Below are 17,204 nucleotides of genomic sequence, written 5' to 3'. Positions count from 1 at the left end.
GGCCCTGGGTTCGCGTGGTGCGGGTGGCGCTGTCGTACGGCGGGGCCGCGGGCGTGCCTCACAGCGCCTCTCCCTCGTGCGGGTGGGGTCCCTGCTGTACGCCGCCGGCGCCCGGCTCCGCCTGGTGCGGGATGCGGGCGGTGTCCGGAGCGGCCGCCGCCTCGGCGCTCGCCTCGCGGGACGCGACGACGTCCGCGACGGCGTCGAGCACGCCCCGGTAGCCGGAGCAGCGGCAGAGGTTGCCGCAGAGGGCCTGGCGGGTCTCCAGCTCCGTGGGGGCGTGGTTGCCCTCCAGCAGGTCGTGGACGGTCATCGCCATGCCGGGGATGCAGAAGCCGCACTGGACGGCCCCGCAGGCGGCCAGGGCGCGTTGGACGTCGGAGGGTTCGCCGTCCACGGCCAGCCCCTCGACCGTCCGCACCTCGCTGCCCGCCGTGGTGGCGGCGGGGACCAGGCAGGAGGCGACGAGCCGGCCGTCGACCTGGACGTTGCAGGCGCCGCACTCGCCCTGCGAGCAGCCGTCCTTGGCCCCGGCCAGGCCGAGGCGCTCGCGGAGCACGTACAGCAGGGACTCGCCGATCCAGGCGTCGCTGACCGGGCGGTCCATGCCGTTCACGTGCAGGACGTAGGAGGTGGCGGGGTGGTCGCTCGGGGCGTCGAGCGGGGCGGGGGCCGGGGTGAGGATCGTCTCCGTCTCCGGTTCGGCTTCCGCTTCCGGTCCGTGGTGGCGTTCCGGTTCCGGTACGTGTTCCGGTGCGTGGTGCTGTTCCGCTTCCGCTTCCGGTCCCGGCCCGTGTTCCGGGTGCGGGATGGCCGGGGCCTCCGCCGGTACCGGCCGCACGTCGGGCTCGGCGTCGGCGACCGCCCCGTCCGGTACGCCCGGCTCAGCGGGAGACGCGTCGGCGGGGAGGTCGGGGGCGTCGGGTCCGGACGCGTCGGCGGCGGGAGCGTCCTCCGCGTCCACCGAGCCCGCCGCGCCCTCCGGGTCTGTCGGGGACGTCGGGTGCGCCGCGTCGTCCGCGTGGTCCGGCTGTCCGGTCGCGTCGTCCGCCGGGTCGGCCGCTGCGGGTTCCGCTTCCGGGGCCTGCCGCGCCTCGGGGGCGGATACGGGGTCGGCTTCGGGCTCCGGTTCCGGTGCCGGGACCGGTTCCGTTTCGGGGATCTGCGTGGCCCAGGGCGCGGGGGCGCCGCCGGGCAGCGTCGCGGGGCGGGCGCTGTCCGGGTACCACTGCTGCGCGGGCGCCGCGACCGGCGGCTCGCCCGGCACCCCGGGGAGGTCGCCGTCCGTCGCGGGGGACGGCCACGCCACGGTGCGGCCGGCGGAGTCGGTGGGGTCGGCAGGACCCGCGAGGTCGGTGGGGCCTGCGGGGTCGGAGGGGCCACCGGGGCTTGCGGGGCCGAAGTCGCCGGGGTGCGGGAGGTGACCCGTGTGGTCGGCGTGACCCGTGTGATCAGCGTGACCCGTGTGGTCGGCGTGACCCGTGTGGCCGAGGGCGCTGGTGTGCCCGAAGGCGTCCGTGAGACCCGAGTAGCCCACGTGTCCGGTGTGCCCGCCGTGGCTCTCGTGCCCCGTGTGGTCCGTGTGCCTGCCGTGGCCCTCGTGCCCCGTGTGGTCCGCATGCCCGCCGTGGCTCTCGTGCCCCGCGTGGTCCGCATGCCCGCCGTGGCCCTCGTGGCCCGACGCGTCCTGGGCCCCGTGGTGCCCGGTCTCCGGGGCGGCCTGCGGCGCGCCCAGGGCGTCGGTGAAGTTCCACTGCGCCGTGGCGTGCGAGGTGTCCTCGTACGGGCCCCGGTAGTCGCCCGGGACGCCGCCCTGCTGGTTCGGATCGGGCCAGTGGACCGCGCCGGTGTCCTGGTCGGCGGCCTGCTGGGCGCGCTGCTCGGCCTCGGCCTGCTGGCTCCGGGTCCGGGTCACCCAACTGCCCGTCGCCGCCGGGTCCAGGCCGGCGGCCGGGGTCAGCGGGACGATCATCGGGGGCACGTAGCCGTGGCCGGGCGCGGCCAGCGGGATGTCCGCCAGGTCCTCCGGCGGGATGTGCACGAACGCGGTGGCGTCGGCCGCCGTCGCGTCGGCGTCGAAGCCGTCGCCCTGCGGGGTCGGCTCCCAGCCCCCGTACGCGGAGTCCGGGCCCTCGGAGTGCCCCTGCCACCCGTACTGGTCGTGCCGGTCGGGCCGGCGGGGGTCTTCCTCATTGCTCACGACAGTGCCCTCCCCAGCGCGCGTCGGGCGAGCGCGGCGACGGTGCGCCGCAGGTGCAGGACGGCCGGGGACAGCGGCGGGGCCTCTGCACCGTCGGCCGGTGGTGCGTTGTCCGGGACGCAGGCGGCGGCGACGTACTCGCCGAACGCGGCCAGCGCGTCGGGGGCCAGGCCGCGTTCGCCGTCCCAGTCGATCAGCGAGGCGATCCAGTGCTCCGCCTCCAGCGGGCGCAGCGGCATCGGGGCGATCGCGCCGACCGCGCAGCGCACGCCGCGCCGGGCCGGGTCCAGGACGATGGCGACCGAGGCCGTGGCGCGGCCGGGACCGGTGCGGCCGGTGGCCTTCAGGAAGACCTGGGGGGCGTGCAGCAGCGGTACGCGGACGAAGCCGATCAGCTCGGCGGGCTCCAGCATCTCGCGGCCGGCCAGCAGGTGGGAGACGGGGATCTCGCGGCGGACGCCGCCGGGCCCCGCGACGACGAGTTCGGCCTCCAGCGCGGCCAGCACCGGCAGGGCGTCGCCGGTGGGCGCGGAGGTGACGATGTTGCCGCCGAGGGTGCCCGCGTTGCGGATCTGGGGCGGTCCGGCGGCGCGGGCGGAGGCGGCGAGGGCGGGGATGAGGGCGGCGAAGTCGGGGCGGCCCATGCGAGCGTGGGTGAGTCCGGCGCCCAGGAGGGCGTGGCCGTCCTGGTAGTGCCAGCCGCGCAGCTCGCTGATCCGGCCGAGGCCGACCAGCGCGGAGGGGCGCAGGAGCCCCTTGTTGACGGCCGCCATCAAGTCCGTGCCCCCGGCGACCGGTACGGCTGCGGGCATGGCGCCGAGTGCCGCCACGGCCTCGTCCAACGAGGCCGGCAGCGTCACCGACTGCGTCGCCTGCGGTGCGTGCGTGGTCAACCCAGCTGCCCCTTCCCGGTCTCCCGGCGCTCTGGCCTGTTCCGCCGTACGGTACGTGTTCACAGCCCGGACGTGGCAACTCTGGCACATCTTCCGACCGGACCGACGCGAGGGTCCGCGAAGGGCGGTTCCGTCCCTGACCTGCGGGATGTTCCGGTTTGGCAGGTCTTCTGCGCCGAGGGTGAATTGCCACTCTTCAGCGACGCTTGTACGACTTACGCGTTTCGCGCACCCGGGACGGTCCGACCCCGGCGGCCCCGGGCCCGGCACCCAGGCACGCATGCACCCGGGCACCCGGGCACCCACGCACCCACGCACCCAGGACACGGGACGCCCCCGGACGCGCGTCGGCCGCAGCGGTCCCGGGGGACGGCTGCGGCCGACGGGCCGGTGCGGGGTCAGACGACCGGCGGGGCCCCCTCGATCGGGCGGCCGAGGACGCCGGGGCGCTGCTGCCGGGGCAGCGGGCCCTCCGGCCGGCGGTAGTCGACGCCGAGCGCGTCGAGCCGGGCGTAGTGGGCGCTCATCCGGGCGTCGAACTCCGCGAAGTCCCGGTCGGCCGGGGCCGGGAGGGCGGACCAGACGACCTCGGCGAAGGCGGCGAGGCGCGGGAAGACCTGGTAGTCGACGCGGTCCCGGTTCTGCATGACCTCGGTCCACACGTTGGCCTGGGCGCCCAGGACGTGCCGGGCCGCCTCCTCGCTCAGGCCCGGCGGGACGGGCTCGAAGCGGTAGACGTCCTCCAGGGTCCGTACGTAGCCGATGGGCATCGGCTCGTCCGGGCCGCCGTCCTGACGGTGGTCCAGGTACACCTGCTGCTCGGGGCACATCACCACGTCGTGCCCGGCCTCGGCGGCCGCGATGCCGCCGGCGTAACCGCGCCAGGAGGAGACGGCGGCCCCTTCGGCGAGGCCGCCCTCCAGGATCTCGTCCCAGCCGATGAGGCGGCGGCCCCGGGCGGTGAGCCAGGCGTCGAAGTGGCGGATGAACCAGGACTGGAGGCCCTCCTCGTCCTTCACGCCGAGTTCGGCGATCCGGGCCTGGGCGGCGGGGGACGCCTTCCACTGGTCCTTGGGGCACTCGTCGCCGCCGATGTGGACGAACGGCGAGGTCTCGGCCGGGAAGAGTTCCAGCAGTTCCTCCAGGACGCCCTCGAAGAAGCGCAGGGTGGTGTCGGTGGGGGCGAGGACGTTCGGGTTGACGCCCCAGGTGTCCCAGACGGTGAGGGCGCCTGTGTCGACGACGTCGGTGTTGCCGAGTTCGGGGTAGGCGCTGATCGCGGCCTGTGAGTGGCCCGGGATGTCGATCTCGGGGACGACCCGGATGTGCCGCTCGGCGGCGTAGGCGACGATCTCTCGGATGTCGTCCTGGGTGTAGAAGCCGCCGTGGGGGGTCTCGTCCCACAGATCGGAGGCCCGGTGGCCGTACTTGGTGCGGGCGCGCCAGGAGCCGACCTCGGTCAGGCGGGGGTAGCGCTTGATCTCGACGCGCCAGCCCTGGTCGTCGGTGAGGTGGAAGTGGAAGACGTTCAGCTTGTGGGCGGCCAGCAGGTCCAGGTAGCGCAGGACGTCGTCCTTGGGCAGGAAGTGCCGGGAGACGTCGAGCATCATGCCGCGCCAGCCGAAGCGGGGTTCGTCCTCGACGACGACCGGCGGAATCTCCCAGGTGCGGCCCGGGGTGAGCGGGGCGCGCCGGAAGACGTCCGCGCCGAGGAGCTGGCAGAGGGTCTGCGCGCCCCGGAAGACGCCGGCCGCGGTGCCGCCCGTGATGCGTACGGCGTTCGCCTCGACGGCCAGGCGATAGCCCTCGGGGGCGAGCGCCTCGTCGAGGGCGAGCACGATGCCCCGCCCGTTGGAGCCGGTGCCCGAACCGTCGCCGGGGCCGGTGCCGGTGCCGTCGCCCTCGGGGAAGGGCAGCCCGGTGGCCGGGCCGAGCGTGGCGCGCAGCCAGCGGGCGACGCCCTGGGTGCCGGGTCCGGCGGTGAGCGGGGTGGTGTAGCCGAGCGGGTACGGTCCGGCGGCGGCCGCGGCCAGGCTGCGCGGGGCCGGGACCAGACCGAGGGCCGCGGGGTCCACGGCGCCCGCGACGAGGGGGTTCTCGGGTGTCATGACGTCAGTCCTTAACCGCTCCGCCCAGTCCGGAGACGAGGCGTCGCTGTACGAGTACGAAGAAGACCAGTACGGGGATGGTCATCACCGTCGAGCCTGCCATGATCCCTCCCCAGTCGTTCTCGTCGGGTTTGAAGAAGACCAGCAGCGCCATCGGCAGCGTCGACTGGGAGGTGTCGCTGATGATGAAGGACTTCGCGAACAGGAAGTCGTTCCAGGTGGTGATGAAGGAGAAGACGCTGGTGGCGACCAGGCCCGGGAAGACCAGCGGGAAGAGGATCTGCCACAGGAACCGGGTGCGGCTCGCCCCGTCGATGTAGGCGGCCTCCTCCAGGGCCTCGGGGACGGCCTTGACGAAGCCGCGCAGCATCCAGATCGCGAACGGCAGCGAGAAGGCGAGGTGCGGCAGGATCAGCGAGCCGAGGGTGTTGAGCTGGCCGAAGTCCCGCATCAGGAAGAAGAGCGGGATGGTCAGGGCCTCGACGGGCACCATCTGCGCGACCAGGAACATGATCAGCAGGGTGGTGCGGAACTTGAAGCGGAAGCGGGTGACGGCGGTGGCGGCCAGGAACGCGACCAGCGCGGAGAGGATGACCACCGTGCCCGCCACCAGCAGGCTGTTGAGGAAGTAGCGGCCGAAGTCCTGCTGTTCGAAGACCCGGCGGAACGAGTCGAGCGAGGGCGCGAGCGTCCAGGGGCGGGCGTCGGTGGACTGGATCTCCCCGGCCGGCTTGAAGGCGGAGAGCACCATCCAGTACAGCGGGAAGGCGACCGCGACGGCGATCAGGAGGGCGGCGGCCTCGGCGGCCAGCCGTCCGGGGCGCTTGACGCGGAGCAGCGCGCGCATGCCACCGCCGCCTCCCGGACGCGTCGGTACGGCACGGTCGGTCGTCGCGCTCACAGTTCCTCCCCCTGGCGCCGCACCAGGCGCAGATAGACCAGCGTGACGGCCAGCAGGATCACCAGCATCACGACGCCGATGGCCGATCCGAGGCTGTACTGCGAGGACGCGAACGCCTTCTGGTACGCGTACACGTTGAGCACCAGGTTCTGGCCGGCGATGCCGCCGCCGTTGGTCATGACGTAGATCTGGGTGAAGACCTTGAAGTCCCAGATGATCGACTGGATGGTGACGACGATCAGGATGGGCTTGAGCATCGGCGCCATGATGGTGCGCCAGATCCGCCACTGGGAGGCGCCGTCCAGCGCGGCGGCCTCCAGCACCTCGGTGGGGATGGCACGGATGCCCGCGTAGACGGTGACCATCACGAACGGGAACGAGCACCACAGGACTTCGAGCAGCACGAGCGCGAAGGCGCTGTAGCGGCCGTACGTCCAGGAGAAGTCGCCGAGCCCCAGCACCTTGTTGACCGGTCCGAAGTCGGGGTCGAAGAGGAAGACCCAGACGGTGGAGCCGGTGATCGCGGGGGTGGCCCAGGCGCCGAGCGCGGCCATCATCAGCGCGAGCCGGGGCAGGGCGCGGACGCGGGTGAGCAGCACGGCGAGGGCGCAGCCGACGAACAGGGTGGAGACCACGCAGGCCGCGGCGAAGACCACGGTGGCGAGCAGGACCTGCCAGAACTGGCTGTCGTTGAAGAGGGTCGTGTAGTTGCCGAACCCCTGGAAGGTGGTGGGTTCGCCGCCGCTGACCTGGGCCTGGGTGTACTCCAGGAAGGAGATCAGGCCGAGTTGGTAGATCGGGTAGACCAGCAGCCCGGCGAGCAGGACGAGGGCGGGCAGCAGGTAGAGCCAGGGGGTCCAGCCGGAGTGGGTCCGGGGCGAGGCGGACCGGCCGCGCCGGGGCGGGCGGGCGGCGGGTGCGCCGTCGCCCGCCCCGGCCGCGCCCGGGGGCGTGGCCTTGAGCGGAGAAGTGTGCGTGGTCATCGTCAGCCGGCTTCGGTGAAGGCCGCGTCAATCTTCTTCGCCGCGTCGTCCGAGGCGGTCGCCACGTCCTTACGGCCGGAGACGATCTCCTGGAACATCGTCGGCAGGACCAGTGAGGCGTCGATCTGCCCCCAGGCCGGGGAGGCGGGGACGGACTTGGCGCCGGCGCCCAGGGTCCGGACGAACGGGGCGACGAAGGGCTCCTTCTTCGCGGCGTTGTCCAGGACGTCGGTGTAGGTGGGCAGGAAGCCCATCGCGTCGAACATCGCGGCCTGGGTCTTCTTGCCGGACAGCGTCTTCATCAGGTCGACGGCGAGGGTGCGGTGCGAACTGCTCTTGAGGACGCCGAGGTTGTTGCCGCCCGCGAAGGCAGGGGCGATGGAGTTCTTGGCGATGCCGGGCAGCGGGACGACGGCGTACTTGCCCTTGACGGAGCCGGCCTCGACGGCCGCGTGGCTGAAGTCGCCGCCGATGGCCATGGCGGCCTTGCCGGAGGCGAAGGCGGTCACGGTGGCGTTGCCGCCCATGGAGGCGCACTTGGCGGCCGGGCAGTTGTCGTCGCCGAAGAGGGAGGTGTACGCCTCGATGCCCTTGCGGGCCTTCTCGCTGTTGATGCCGGAGGTGAACTTCCCGTCGGTCTCGCCCGCGAGCTCGCCGCCGTTGGCCCAGATGAAGGGCATCGCGCCGTAGGTGTACGCGCCGCCGACGGCGAGGCCGTAGAGGTCGGGCTTCGCCTTGTGGATCTTCTTGGCCGTGGAGATCAGCTCGGCCTGGGTCTTGGGGGCGCTGATGCCGAGGTCCTTGAAGACGTCGGTGCGGTAGTAGAGGGCCCGGACGCCGACGAAGTAGGGCGCGCCGTAGACCTTGTCCCCGACGGTGACGGACTGCTTGGCGATCGGGTCGGTGTCCCTGGCCTCGTCCCAGGCGCCGAACTCCTCGGTGATGTCGGCGAGTCCGCCGTCCTTGACGTAGGCGGCGGTGTCGCTGTTGCCGTACTCGATGAGGTCGGGGGCGCTCTTGGGGTCGTTGAACGCGGCCTTGATGCGCTGCGCGCGGGTGTCGACGGGTATGTACTCGATCTCGACCTTCGCGCCCTTGTGGGCCTTCTCGAAGTCGGCGACGGCCGCGTCGACCACCTTCTCCTTGGGCTTGTTGCCGACCTCCTGGAAGAGCCAGACGCGGAGCGTGCCGCTCTTGTCGTCACCCTTCGCACTCGTGTCGGAGGTCTGCGGCGCGCAGGCGGTGGCGGTGAGGCCGGCCAGCACAAGCGCCGCAGCCGGGGCGGCAATTCGGGCAGAAAGCTTCATCCGGAACCCCTACCGGTCATTCGTTGCAACATGTGCAACGTGCGTTTCGTTCTGCACAACTGGCAGGAGAGTAGAGCGGCGTTCCGGCGACGACAAGTGGTCTCGACCACTCTGTGACCAGCGGATGCAGCCCGTGCAACGCGACGGAAAGGTCACCCTCCGTGTCCGGGCACGCGAAAGGCCCCCGGGGGCGTACGTGTCGTACGCCCCCGGGGGCCTCGCGGTGGACGGAGGGGCCGGACCTACTTCTTGTCCTTGCCGCCCTTGCCCTTGTCCTTGTCGCCGCCGGCGCCCATGGACTCGTAGATCTCCTTGCACATGGGGCAGACCGGGTACTTCTTGGGGTCGCGCCCCGGTACCCAGACCTTGCCGCACAGCGCGACCACGGGAGTGCCCTCCAGGGCGCTCGCCATGATCTTGTCCTTCTGGACGTAGTGGGCGTAGCGCTCGTGGTCGCCGTCGCCCCTCGACACCTGTGGCGTCGGCTCGACGAGGGTCCCCGTACCTGCCCCGCGATCGGGCTCAAGAGTGCTCATAACCGCCAAGGGTACTGAAAGAGACGGCCTTCGGTTGAGGGAAGGGTCACCCCCGTTCGAACGGAGGGGCGTCCGGTCAGTTGAGCGACGGATCGTCCGCATACGTGGCGATCATCGCGAGCTCGCTGCGCTGGCGGCGGAGCACCGCGCGCCACAGCCGCTCGGGGTGCGGCGCCGAGACGTCGCCGGGCTCCGACTCGACCACGTACCAGGCGCCCTCCTTCAGCTCGCGCTCCAGCTGACCGGGGCCCCAGCCCGCGTACCCGGCGAAGATCCGCAGCGATCCGAGGGCCGGGCCCAGCAGCTCCGGCGGGGTCTCCAGATCGACCAGGCCGATCGCCCCGTGCACCCGCCGCCAGCCGAGCGGCCCCTCGCCCCCGGGGATCACCGCCACACCGAGCGCCGATTCGAGCGAGACCGGCCCGCCCTGGAAGACGACGTCCGGCTGACCGGTCAGGGCGGCCCAGGCCGCGAGCACGTCGCCGACGCCGACCGGGGTCGGGCGGTTGAGGACCACGCCGAGGGAGCCCTCCTCGTCGTGGTCGAGGAGCAGCACCACCGCGCGGTCGAAATTCGGGTCCGTGAGGGCGGGTGCGGCCACGAGCAGTCGCCCTGTGAGCGAGGACACCTCGGTCATGGCACGAATGATCCCGCATCTTCGCCCGCGGCGGGGGCCGGGTGGGCGTGATGCCGCCCTCAGAAGAGCGAGCGCAGCTCAGGGCGCACGGGGGCACGGGGAGCGCACCGGGCCGCGCGCCCCGGCCGCCCATCCGGACGGTGACCCTCCGCAAGATCGGGTGCGCGGAGGGTGTCACGGCCGATCCACGATCTCCGCGCACCCCCCTTCGCCTTACGGAACGGGGGTAGGAGGCCATTACCCTTTTCGTTGGCCCCCTGCCCGACCACTCCGGAACGCGAGATACATGACCGGCACAGACGATGTCCTGCTTGTCCACGGCGGCACCCCGCTGGAGGGCGAGATCCGCGTCCGAGGCGCCAAGAACCTGGTGCCGAAGGCCATGGTCGCCGCGCTGCTCGGCAGCGGGCCCAGCCGCCTCCGCAACGTTCCCGACATCCGTGACGTACGGGTGGTCCGGGGGCTCCTCCAGCTGCACGGCGTCACGGTCCGCCCCGGCGACGAGCCCGGCGAACTGATCCTCGACCCCTCGCACGTCGAGTCGGCCAACGTCGCCGACATCGATGCCCACGCGGGTTCGTCGCGCATCCCGATCCTGTTCTGCGGCCCGCTGCTGCACCGCCTCGGCCACGCCTTCATCCCGGGGCTCGGCGGCTGCGACATCGGCGGCCGGCCCATCGACTTCCACTTCGAGGTGCTGCGCCAGTTCGGCGCGACCATCGAGAAGCGGGCGGACGGCCAGTACCTGGAGGCCCCGCAGCGGCTGCGCGGCACCAAGATCCGGCTGCCGTACCCCTCGGTGGGCTCCACCGAGCAGGTGCTGCTCACCGCCGTCCTCGCCGAGGGCGTCACCGAGCTGTCCAACGCCGCCGTCGAGCCGGAGATCGAGGACCTCATCTGCGTACTGCAGAAGATGGGCGCCATCATCTCCATGGACACCGACCGGACCATCCGGATCACCGGTGTCGACCGGCTCGACGGATACACCCACCGGGCGCTCCCGGACCGCCTGGAGGCGGCCTCCTGGGCGTCGGCGGCGCTGGCGACCGAGGGCAACATCTACGTGCGCGGCGCCCAGCAGCGCTCGATGATGACCTTCCTGAACACCTACCGCAAGGTCGGCGGCGCCTTCGAGATCGACGACGAGGGCATCCGCTTCTGGCACCCGGGCGGCGCGCTCAACGCCATCGCCCTGGAGACGGACGTGCACCCCGGCTTCCAGACCGACTGGCAGCAGCCGCTGGTCGTGGCGCTGACGCAGGCGGCGGGGCTCTCCATCGTCCACGAGACGGTGTACGAGTCGCGGCTCGGCTTCACCTCCGCGCTCAACCAGATGGGCGCGCACATCCAGCTCTACCGCGAGTGCCTGGGCGGTTCGGACTGCCGCTTCGGCCAGCGCAACTTCCTGCACTCGGCGGTCGTCTCCGGCCCGACCAAGCTGCAGGGCGCGGACCTGGTCATCCCGGACCTCCGGGGCGGCTTCTCGTACCTGATCGCGGCGCTGGCGGCGCAGGGCACCTCCCGGGTGCACGGCATCGACCTGATCAACCGCGGCTACGAGAACTTCATGGAGAAGCTGGAGAAGCTCGGGGCGAAGGTCGAACTGCCGGGCGGTTCGCTCGTCTGACCCTTCCCACGCGCCCGTAGGGCGCACAGTGCTGCCGCACACAGCACTGCGCACCGCGCGGCCCTCGTGGCAGCCCGCCGCCCCGGTTCCGGTCTCGGAGCCGGGGCGGCGGGCTGTCGGGCGTCAGAGGGGCCCTGGAAGGCCGTGCGGGCGGCTCCGGGGCGGCGCGGATCGGCGGGCCCCAGCTGCGTACGCGGATCCGGTGGGCCCAGCCGCGTACGCCGTATACGCCGTGTACGGGCCGCGCGGCGCGGAGGGCAGGGCCGTCGAGGGCGCGCGGATGCATCCGCAGCCACCGGGCGCGTATGGGGCGCGCACGCGGGGCGGATACGGGCCGGACGTGGTCGAGGGGGCGTCACGTCGGGGGGGCGGGGGCTCACGTCGGCGGGGGCGGGTTCGCGGGAGCGTCACGCCGGCGGGGCCGCGGGCGCGTCAGATCGGCGGGCGCGGGAGCTTCACGCCGGTGGGGCCGGGGCCGCGGGCGCGTCAGTTCTCGGGCGTCTCACGCTCGTGGTGCGGTACGGGAACGCACCGCCTCCCGGGCCGTCCATAGGCGTTCCCCGAGCGTTCCCCAGGCGCTCCCCGGGCGCTCGCAGGACGGGCAGGTGCGGGGCGCATGTGCCTCTGGCATGCGCGAGGGCGGCCACTCCCGGTGGGGAGTGGCCGCCCTCGTGGTGCCTCGGGGTCATGCGCCCTCGGCGGGGTGCCTGGGGCTGATCGCCCTCGGCGGTGCTGCCCTGGGGACTACTTGCCCTTGGCGGCTTCCTTGAGCTTCGAGCCCGCGGAGACCTTCACGCTGTAGCCGGCGGGGATGTTGATCGGGTCGCCGGTCTGCGGGTTCCGAGCGGTGCGAGCGGCACGGTGGGTGCGCTCGAAGGTCAGGAAGCCGGGGATGGTGACCTTCTCGTCACCCTTGGCGACGATCTCACCGACGGTCTCGGCGAGCGCGGCCAGCACGGCGTCGGCGTCCTTGCGAGTCACCTCGGCGCGGTCGGCCAGGGCGGCCACCAGCTCACTGCGGTTCATGTTGTTACTCCCGTGTTCTTCTTGCCTGTGAGGCGTGAGATCGAAGCCGATGCTGCCAGGGCCCTCTGACAGTCCCCGGACCCGGGTCTGATGTCAGACCCTCTCGCCCGATTACGCATCCTGCCCCCACCAGCGGCGGGAAAGCCAATCCGGAACCCTTCGGGGTCAATGAAAAGCGCCACGGTCTGCCCGTGGTGACGCTCCGTCGACTTGGCCGAGCGGTCCGCAGCGGATGCCGGGCCCCGCGGGGCCCGCTGCCCGCCCACCCTAAAGGGGCGTTTGGGGCGCCGCGACCCGCGACGCGCCGTGCGGCGCGGGCGGGTGCGGCCCGGGGTACTTCGCGCGTACCCCCCGAAAGGGGACCGAAACGGCGAGGGTCTTCGTTCGGATCGGGTCGGCCCCCGCGAGCCCGACCCGATCCGAACGGCCGGGCCCTGGGTCAGACCGTCGGCGAGGAGGTGGGCGCGGTGACTCCGGCGGCCTTGGCAGCGGCCCGGACGGCGTCGGCGACGGCGCCCGCGACCTTGTCGTTGAAGACCGAGGGGATGATGTAGTTCGCGTTGACCTCGTCCTCGGCGACCACGTCGGCGAGGGCACCGGCCGCGGCGAGCATCATCTCCGTGTTGACGGTGCGGGACTGGGCGTCCAGCAGACCGCGGAAGACGCCCGGGAAGACCAGCACGTTGTTGATCTGGTTGGGGAAGTCGGAGCGGCCGGTGGCGACGACCGCGGCCGTCTGGCGCGCGATCGCGGGATCGACCTCGGGGTCCGGGTTCGCGAGCGCGAACACGATCGCGCCGTCCGCCATCGCGGCGACGTCGTCGCCGTTCAGCACGTTCGGGGCGGAGACGCCGATGAAGACGTCGGCGCCGACGACGGCCTCCTTGAGGGTGCCGGTGACGCCCTCGGGGTTGGTGTTGTCGGCGATCCAGCGCAGCGGCGAGTCGGGGTCGGCGTCGACCAGGTCCTCGCGTCCGGCGTGCACGACGCCGTGGATGTCGGCGACGACGGCGTGCTTGACGCCCGCCGCGAGCAGCAGCTTCAGGATGGCCGTGCCGGCCGCGCCCGCGCCGGACATGACGACCCGTACGTCGTCGGCGTTCTTGCCCACCACGCGCAGGGCGTTGGTGAGGGCGGCGAGCACGACGATCGCGGTGCCGTGCTGGTCGTCGTGGAAGACGGGGATGTCGAGGGCCTCGCGCAGCCGGGCCTCGATCTCGAAGCAGCGCGGCGCGGAGATGTCCTCCAGGTTGATGCCGGCGAAGCCGGGGGCGATCGCCTTGACGATCTCGACGATGGCGTCGGTGTCCTGGGTGTCCAGGCAGATCGGCCAGGCGTCGATGCCGGCGAAGCGCTTGAAGAGGGCCGCCTTGCCCTCCATCACGGGCAGCGCGGCCTTCGGGCCGATGTTGCCGAGGCCGAGCACGGCGGAGCCGTCCGTCACGACTGCGACGGAGTTGCGCTTGATGGTGAGGCGGCGCGCGTCCTCGGGGTTCTCGGCGATGGCCATGCAGACCCGGGCGACGCCGGGGGTGTAGATCATCGAGAGGTCGTCACGGTTGCGGATGGGGTGCTTCGACGCCATCTCGATCTTGCCGCCGAGGTGCATGAGGAACGTACGGTCGGAGACCTTGCCCAGCACCACGCCGTCGATGTCGCGCAGACCCTCGACGATCTCGTCCGCGTGCGAGGTCGAGGAGGCGGCGATGGTGACGTCGATCCGCAGCTTCTCGTGGCCGGAGGCGGTCACGTCGAGGCCGGTGACCGAGCCCCCGGACGACTCCACGGCCGTGGTGAGCTGGGAGACCGCGGTGCCGCTCGCGGGCACCTCCAGCCTGACCGTCATCGAGTACGAGACGCTGGGCGCCGTTGCCATGGCCGAGTCCTTCGCTTTCCTGAGCTTCATTGCCGCACATACGGAACCCACGCTCCGGATGTGCTTCCCGATCGTCGCACCTACCGGCTGGTAGCCGGTAATGACTGCCGCCTTTCGGAAAGTAGTTTCCACCATACGAGAAACCACCCGTTCGGCGGAACCCCCAAGCGGCCCGAAGCGCGGCCGGAGGGCCCGGAAGCGGGACACCGGGGCCGGAAACCGGGAGCTGGGAACCGGATGCCGGGGCACGTACCGGCGGAACACCGGGACCCGTGAACGGGACGGGACCCGTGAACGAGAACAGACCCGCGCCACCAACAGGTGACGCGGGTCTGTCTTCTTCGGTTCTTCTCGTTCTCCGTTGAGGTGGCACCGGCCCGCCATGCTCGCCTCGCGGCAAGTGGTCGCTCGTAGCGACGAAGGTTGGGCCCGGGGGCTTGGATCGAGCCGGTGCCAGTACCACGGTAACAAAGACCCCGGAAAAGTGATTCCCGTGCGACGGGTTGACGTACGAAACCCGCTCGGGCCCCTTTCCGGCGGGGCCCGGCGCCGGTGCCCGTCAGTCCCGCAGCAGGTCCGGCACCCCGTCCGCGTCCGGCAGGTCGCGCTCCCCCGAGACCACCGTGAGCTGCTGGGTCGCCCGGGTCAGCGCCACGTACAGCACCCGCAGGCCCGCCGGGGACTCGTCGGCGATCTCCGCGGGCGAGACGACCACCGTGGCGTCGTACTCCAGGCCCTTGGCCTCCAGGCTGCCCAGCGCCACGACCCGCTCACCCAGCTCCGCGAGCCAGCCGCGGGCCTGCTCCCGCCGGTTCATCGCGACGACCACGCCGACCGTGCCGTCCACCTCGGCGAGCAGCCGGGCCGCCTCGGCGCGGACCGTGGCGGCCAGGTCTCCGCCGCGTACGGGCTCGAAGCGCGGCACCACGCCGGTCGAGCGCACCGCCGTCGGGGACTCCATGCCGGGCATGGCCAGCGCCAGCACCTTCGCGGCCAGCTCGGCGATCTCCGCGGGGTTGCGGTAGTTGACGGTCAGGGTGAAGCGGCGGCGCGGCCGGGAGCCCAGCGCCTCGTCGCGGGCGGCGGCCGCCTCGTCCGGGTCGGACCAGGAGGACTGGGCCGGGTCCCCGACGACCGTCCAGGTGGCGTGCCGGCCCCGGCGGCCGACCATGCGCCACTGCATCGGGGTGAGGTCCTGGGCCTCGTCGACGATGACGTGCGCGTACTCGGTGCGCTCCGCCGCCAGCCGCTCGGCCCGCTCCCACTGGGTCTCCTCGCGCTGCGGCATCAGCTCCTCCAGACCGGTGAGCTGGTCCAGCGGATCGGCCTCGCGCTTGCGCCGGGGCCGGGCCGGGGTGCCGAGCAGCGCCTGGAGCTCGTCCAGCAGCGCCACGTCGTGGACGGAGAGCGGGCCCTCGCCCGCCGCGTCGAGCCGCCGCAGGGAACGGGCCAGACGGCGCACCTCGCCCTGGTTGAGGACGCGCCGGGACCAGCGGGCCAGCCGCCGCTCGTCGGCCATCGCCGCCAGCACCCGGCGGGGCGTCAGCTCGGGCCACCAGGCGTCCAGAAACTCCAGGAACGGGGTCTCGGTGGAGACGTCCTCGTCGAACGAGGAGCGCAGCTCGGCGGCCAGCTCGGGATCGGTGTACCGGCCGCGCCCGGACGACTTGTTCCACAGGGCGTCCAGCAGCAGCTTGCGGGCGCGCGGGCGCAGCAGGTTGACCGGCGCGGTGCCGCCCAGGACGTTGTCGCGGATGCGCCGCAGCTCGTCGGCCTCCAGCTCGATCCGGGCGCCGAACGCGACGACGCGCAGCCGGTCGGGGGTGGCGACGGCGGCTGCCGGGGCGTCCTCGGGCTCCTCGCCGAAGGAGAGCTGGCCGGCCTCCTGGCGGGGGGCCGCGGGCCTGCCCCGCTCCAGCGCGCCCCGGGCCGCCTTGCGCAGCACGGGGAGCATCCGGGAGGAGCCCTTGATCCGGGCGACGGGCGGCTCGTCGTAGGCGGTGGCGCCGTCGAGGCCCGCCGCGTCGTCGGAGAGCGAGCCGATCGCGCGGATCGCGACCTGGCCCTCCTCGCCGAGCGAGGGCAGCACCCCCTCGGTGTACGCGACGAGGAGCGGGGTGGGCGAGACGATCAGGATGCCGCCCGCGTACCGCCGCCGGTCCTGGTAGAGCAGGTACGCCGCCCGGTGCAGGGCGACCGCCGTCTTGCCGGTGCCGGGGCCGCCGGTGACCTCGGTGACGGAGGCGGCGGGGGCCCGGATGACCAGGTCCTGCTCGGCCTGGATGGAGGAGACGATGTCGCGCATGGTGTGGCTGCGGGCCTGGCCGAGCGCCGCCATCAGCGCGCCGTCCCCGATGACGGGCAGCTTCTCGCCGCCCAGGGACGCGGTCAGCTCCGGGCGCATCAGGTCGTCCTCGACGCCGAGGACCTGGCGGCCCTTGGACCGGATGACCCGGCGGCGTACGACCCGGCCGGGGTCCTTCGGCGTGGAGCGGTAGAACGGGGCGGCGGCCGGGGCGCGCCAGTCGATCACCAGCGGCGCGTAGTCGGAGTCGAGGACCCCGATCCGGCCGATGTGCAGCGTCTCGGCGATGTCGGCGGTGGCGTCCTCGCGCACGGCGTCGTCGGCCGGTTCGACGGAGGTGTACGCGCCGTCGGGGCCGCGCTCGCCGTCCTTGCCGAGCAGCAGGTCGATCCGCCCGAACAGGAAGTCCTCGAACTCGCTGTTCAGCCGGTTGAGGTGGATCCCCGCGCGGAACACCTGGGCGTCCCGCTCCGCGAGCGCGCCGGGGGTACCGACCTGGCCGCGCTTGACGGCGTCGTTCATGAGGAATTCCGCCTCGTCGATCTTCTCTTCGAGACGGCGGTAAACACGGTCGAGATGTTCCTGCTCGACACCGATTTCCCGGTCCCGCAGCGATTCGACAGCGGCATCCTGCGCGGCCACCGAGGCCCCCTTCTTAACGGCACTGGGCAGCCGTCAACCCTATGCGAAAGGAGGGCCCGAGCGCACCTGCCGTCCAGGGCCGGTCGGATCTTCTCCGCCGGGGGCTCACGGGTCTCCTCCGGCGGGGGTGGGCGGGGCTCCTCCGACGGGGGCGGTGCTGGTG

The 17,204-nt window shown here is 72.7% G+C and carries 12 protein-coding genes; 1 reads left to right on the top strand and 11 read right to left on the bottom strand.

The window, feature by feature from the left end:
- Positions 1–58 precede the first annotated feature (58 nt).
- The 8 genes from IF19_RS01000000135000 to IF19_RS0125655 all read right to left on the bottom strand — a co-directional run bounded on the left by IF19_RS01000000135000 (position 59) and on the right by IF19_RS0125655 (position 9,565).
- On the bottom strand, positions 59–2,200 hold the full coding sequence (locus tag IF19_RS01000000135000) for a 2Fe-2S iron-sulfur cluster-binding protein (protein WP_050493964.1): 2,142 nt from the start codon (positions 2,198–2,200) through the stop codon (positions 59–61).
- Positions 2,197–3,093 carry an FAD binding domain-containing protein gene (locus IF19_RS0125685; RefSeq protein ID WP_030113271.1) on the bottom strand — a complete coding sequence of 299 codons (897 nt, stop codon included), beginning with the start codon at positions 3,091–3,093 and terminating at the stop codon, positions 2,197–2,199. Before IF19_RS0125685 ends, IF19_RS01000000135000 begins: the two co-directional genes overlap by 4 nt.
- 398 nt (positions 3,094–3,491) lie before the next feature.
- Positions 3,492–5,201, bottom strand: a complete 1,710-nt coding sequence (locus IF19_RS0125680) for a beta-N-acetylhexosaminidase (RefSeq protein WP_030277197.1) — start codon at positions 5,199–5,201, stop codon at positions 3,492–3,494.
- A gap of 4 nt (positions 5,202–5,205) precedes the next feature.
- The gene (locus IF19_RS0125675; protein ID WP_030113274.1) at positions 5,206–6,048 is read right to left on the bottom strand and encodes a carbohydrate ABC transporter permease; all 843 of its coding nucleotides are present in this window, start codon (positions 6,046–6,048) and stop codon (positions 5,206–5,208) included.
- Between the two features lie 50 nt (positions 6,049–6,098).
- A complete protein-coding gene (locus IF19_RS0125670; protein WP_030113275.1) occupies positions 6,099–7,085 on the bottom strand; it encodes a carbohydrate ABC transporter permease in 987 nt (328 codons plus the stop codon).
- 2 nt (positions 7,086–7,087) lie between these two features.
- Positions 7,088–8,392, bottom strand: coding sequence for an extracellular solute-binding protein (locus tag IF19_RS0125665; RefSeq protein ID WP_030113276.1), 1,305 nt, complete (start codon positions 8,390–8,392; stop codon positions 7,088–7,090).
- Positions 8,393–8,634: 242 nt separating this feature from the next.
- Complete coding sequence (locus tag IF19_RS0125660; protein ID WP_003968816.1) at positions 8,635–8,928, bottom strand: DUF3039 domain-containing protein; 294 nt, start codon at positions 8,926–8,928, stop codon at positions 8,635–8,637.
- A gap of 76 nt (positions 8,929–9,004) precedes the next feature.
- A complete protein-coding gene (locus IF19_RS0125655) occupies positions 9,005–9,565 on the bottom strand; it encodes a YqgE/AlgH family protein (RefSeq protein WP_030113277.1) in 561 nt (186 codons plus the stop codon).
- A gap of 286 nt (positions 9,566–9,851) precedes the next feature.
- Between IF19_RS0125655 and murA the strand changes: the two genes are divergently transcribed.
- On the top strand, positions 9,852–11,192 hold the full coding sequence (murA, locus tag IF19_RS0125650) for a UDP-N-acetylglucosamine 1-carboxyvinyltransferase (protein WP_030193138.1): 1,341 nt from the start codon (positions 9,852–9,854) through the stop codon (positions 11,190–11,192).
- A 744-nt stretch (positions 11,193–11,936) separates the two neighbouring features.
- Here the strand turns inward: murA and IF19_RS0125645 are convergent.
- The 3 genes from IF19_RS0125645 to IF19_RS0125635 all read right to left on the bottom strand — a co-directional run bounded on the left by IF19_RS0125645 (position 11,937) and on the right by IF19_RS0125635 (position 17,041).
- The gene (locus tag IF19_RS0125645) at positions 11,937–12,218 is read right to left on the bottom strand and encodes an HU family DNA-binding protein (protein ID WP_003968811.1); all 282 of its coding nucleotides are present in this window, start codon (positions 12,216–12,218) and stop codon (positions 11,937–11,939) included.
- Between the two features lie 439 nt (positions 12,219–12,657).
- Entirely contained in the window at positions 12,658–14,094 is a 1,437-nt protein-coding gene (locus IF19_RS0125640; protein WP_030113280.1) for an NAD-dependent malic enzyme, read from the bottom strand.
- 559 nt (positions 14,095–14,653) lie between these two features.
- Positions 14,654–17,041 carry a HelD family protein gene (locus IF19_RS0125635; RefSeq protein WP_030113281.1) on the bottom strand — a complete coding sequence of 796 codons (2,388 nt, stop codon included), beginning with the start codon at positions 17,039–17,041 and terminating at the stop codon, positions 14,654–14,656.
- Positions 17,042–17,204 lie beyond the last annotated feature (163 nt).

It is taken from the genome of Streptomyces californicus, from assembly GCF_000717645.1.
GTDB classification, from domain to species: domain Bacteria; phylum Actinomycetota; class Actinomycetes; order Streptomycetales; family Streptomycetaceae; genus Streptomyces; species Streptomyces californicus.
Note: the sequence above shows the minus strand (reverse complement) of the source record. Positions and strands in the feature narration are given on the sequence as shown.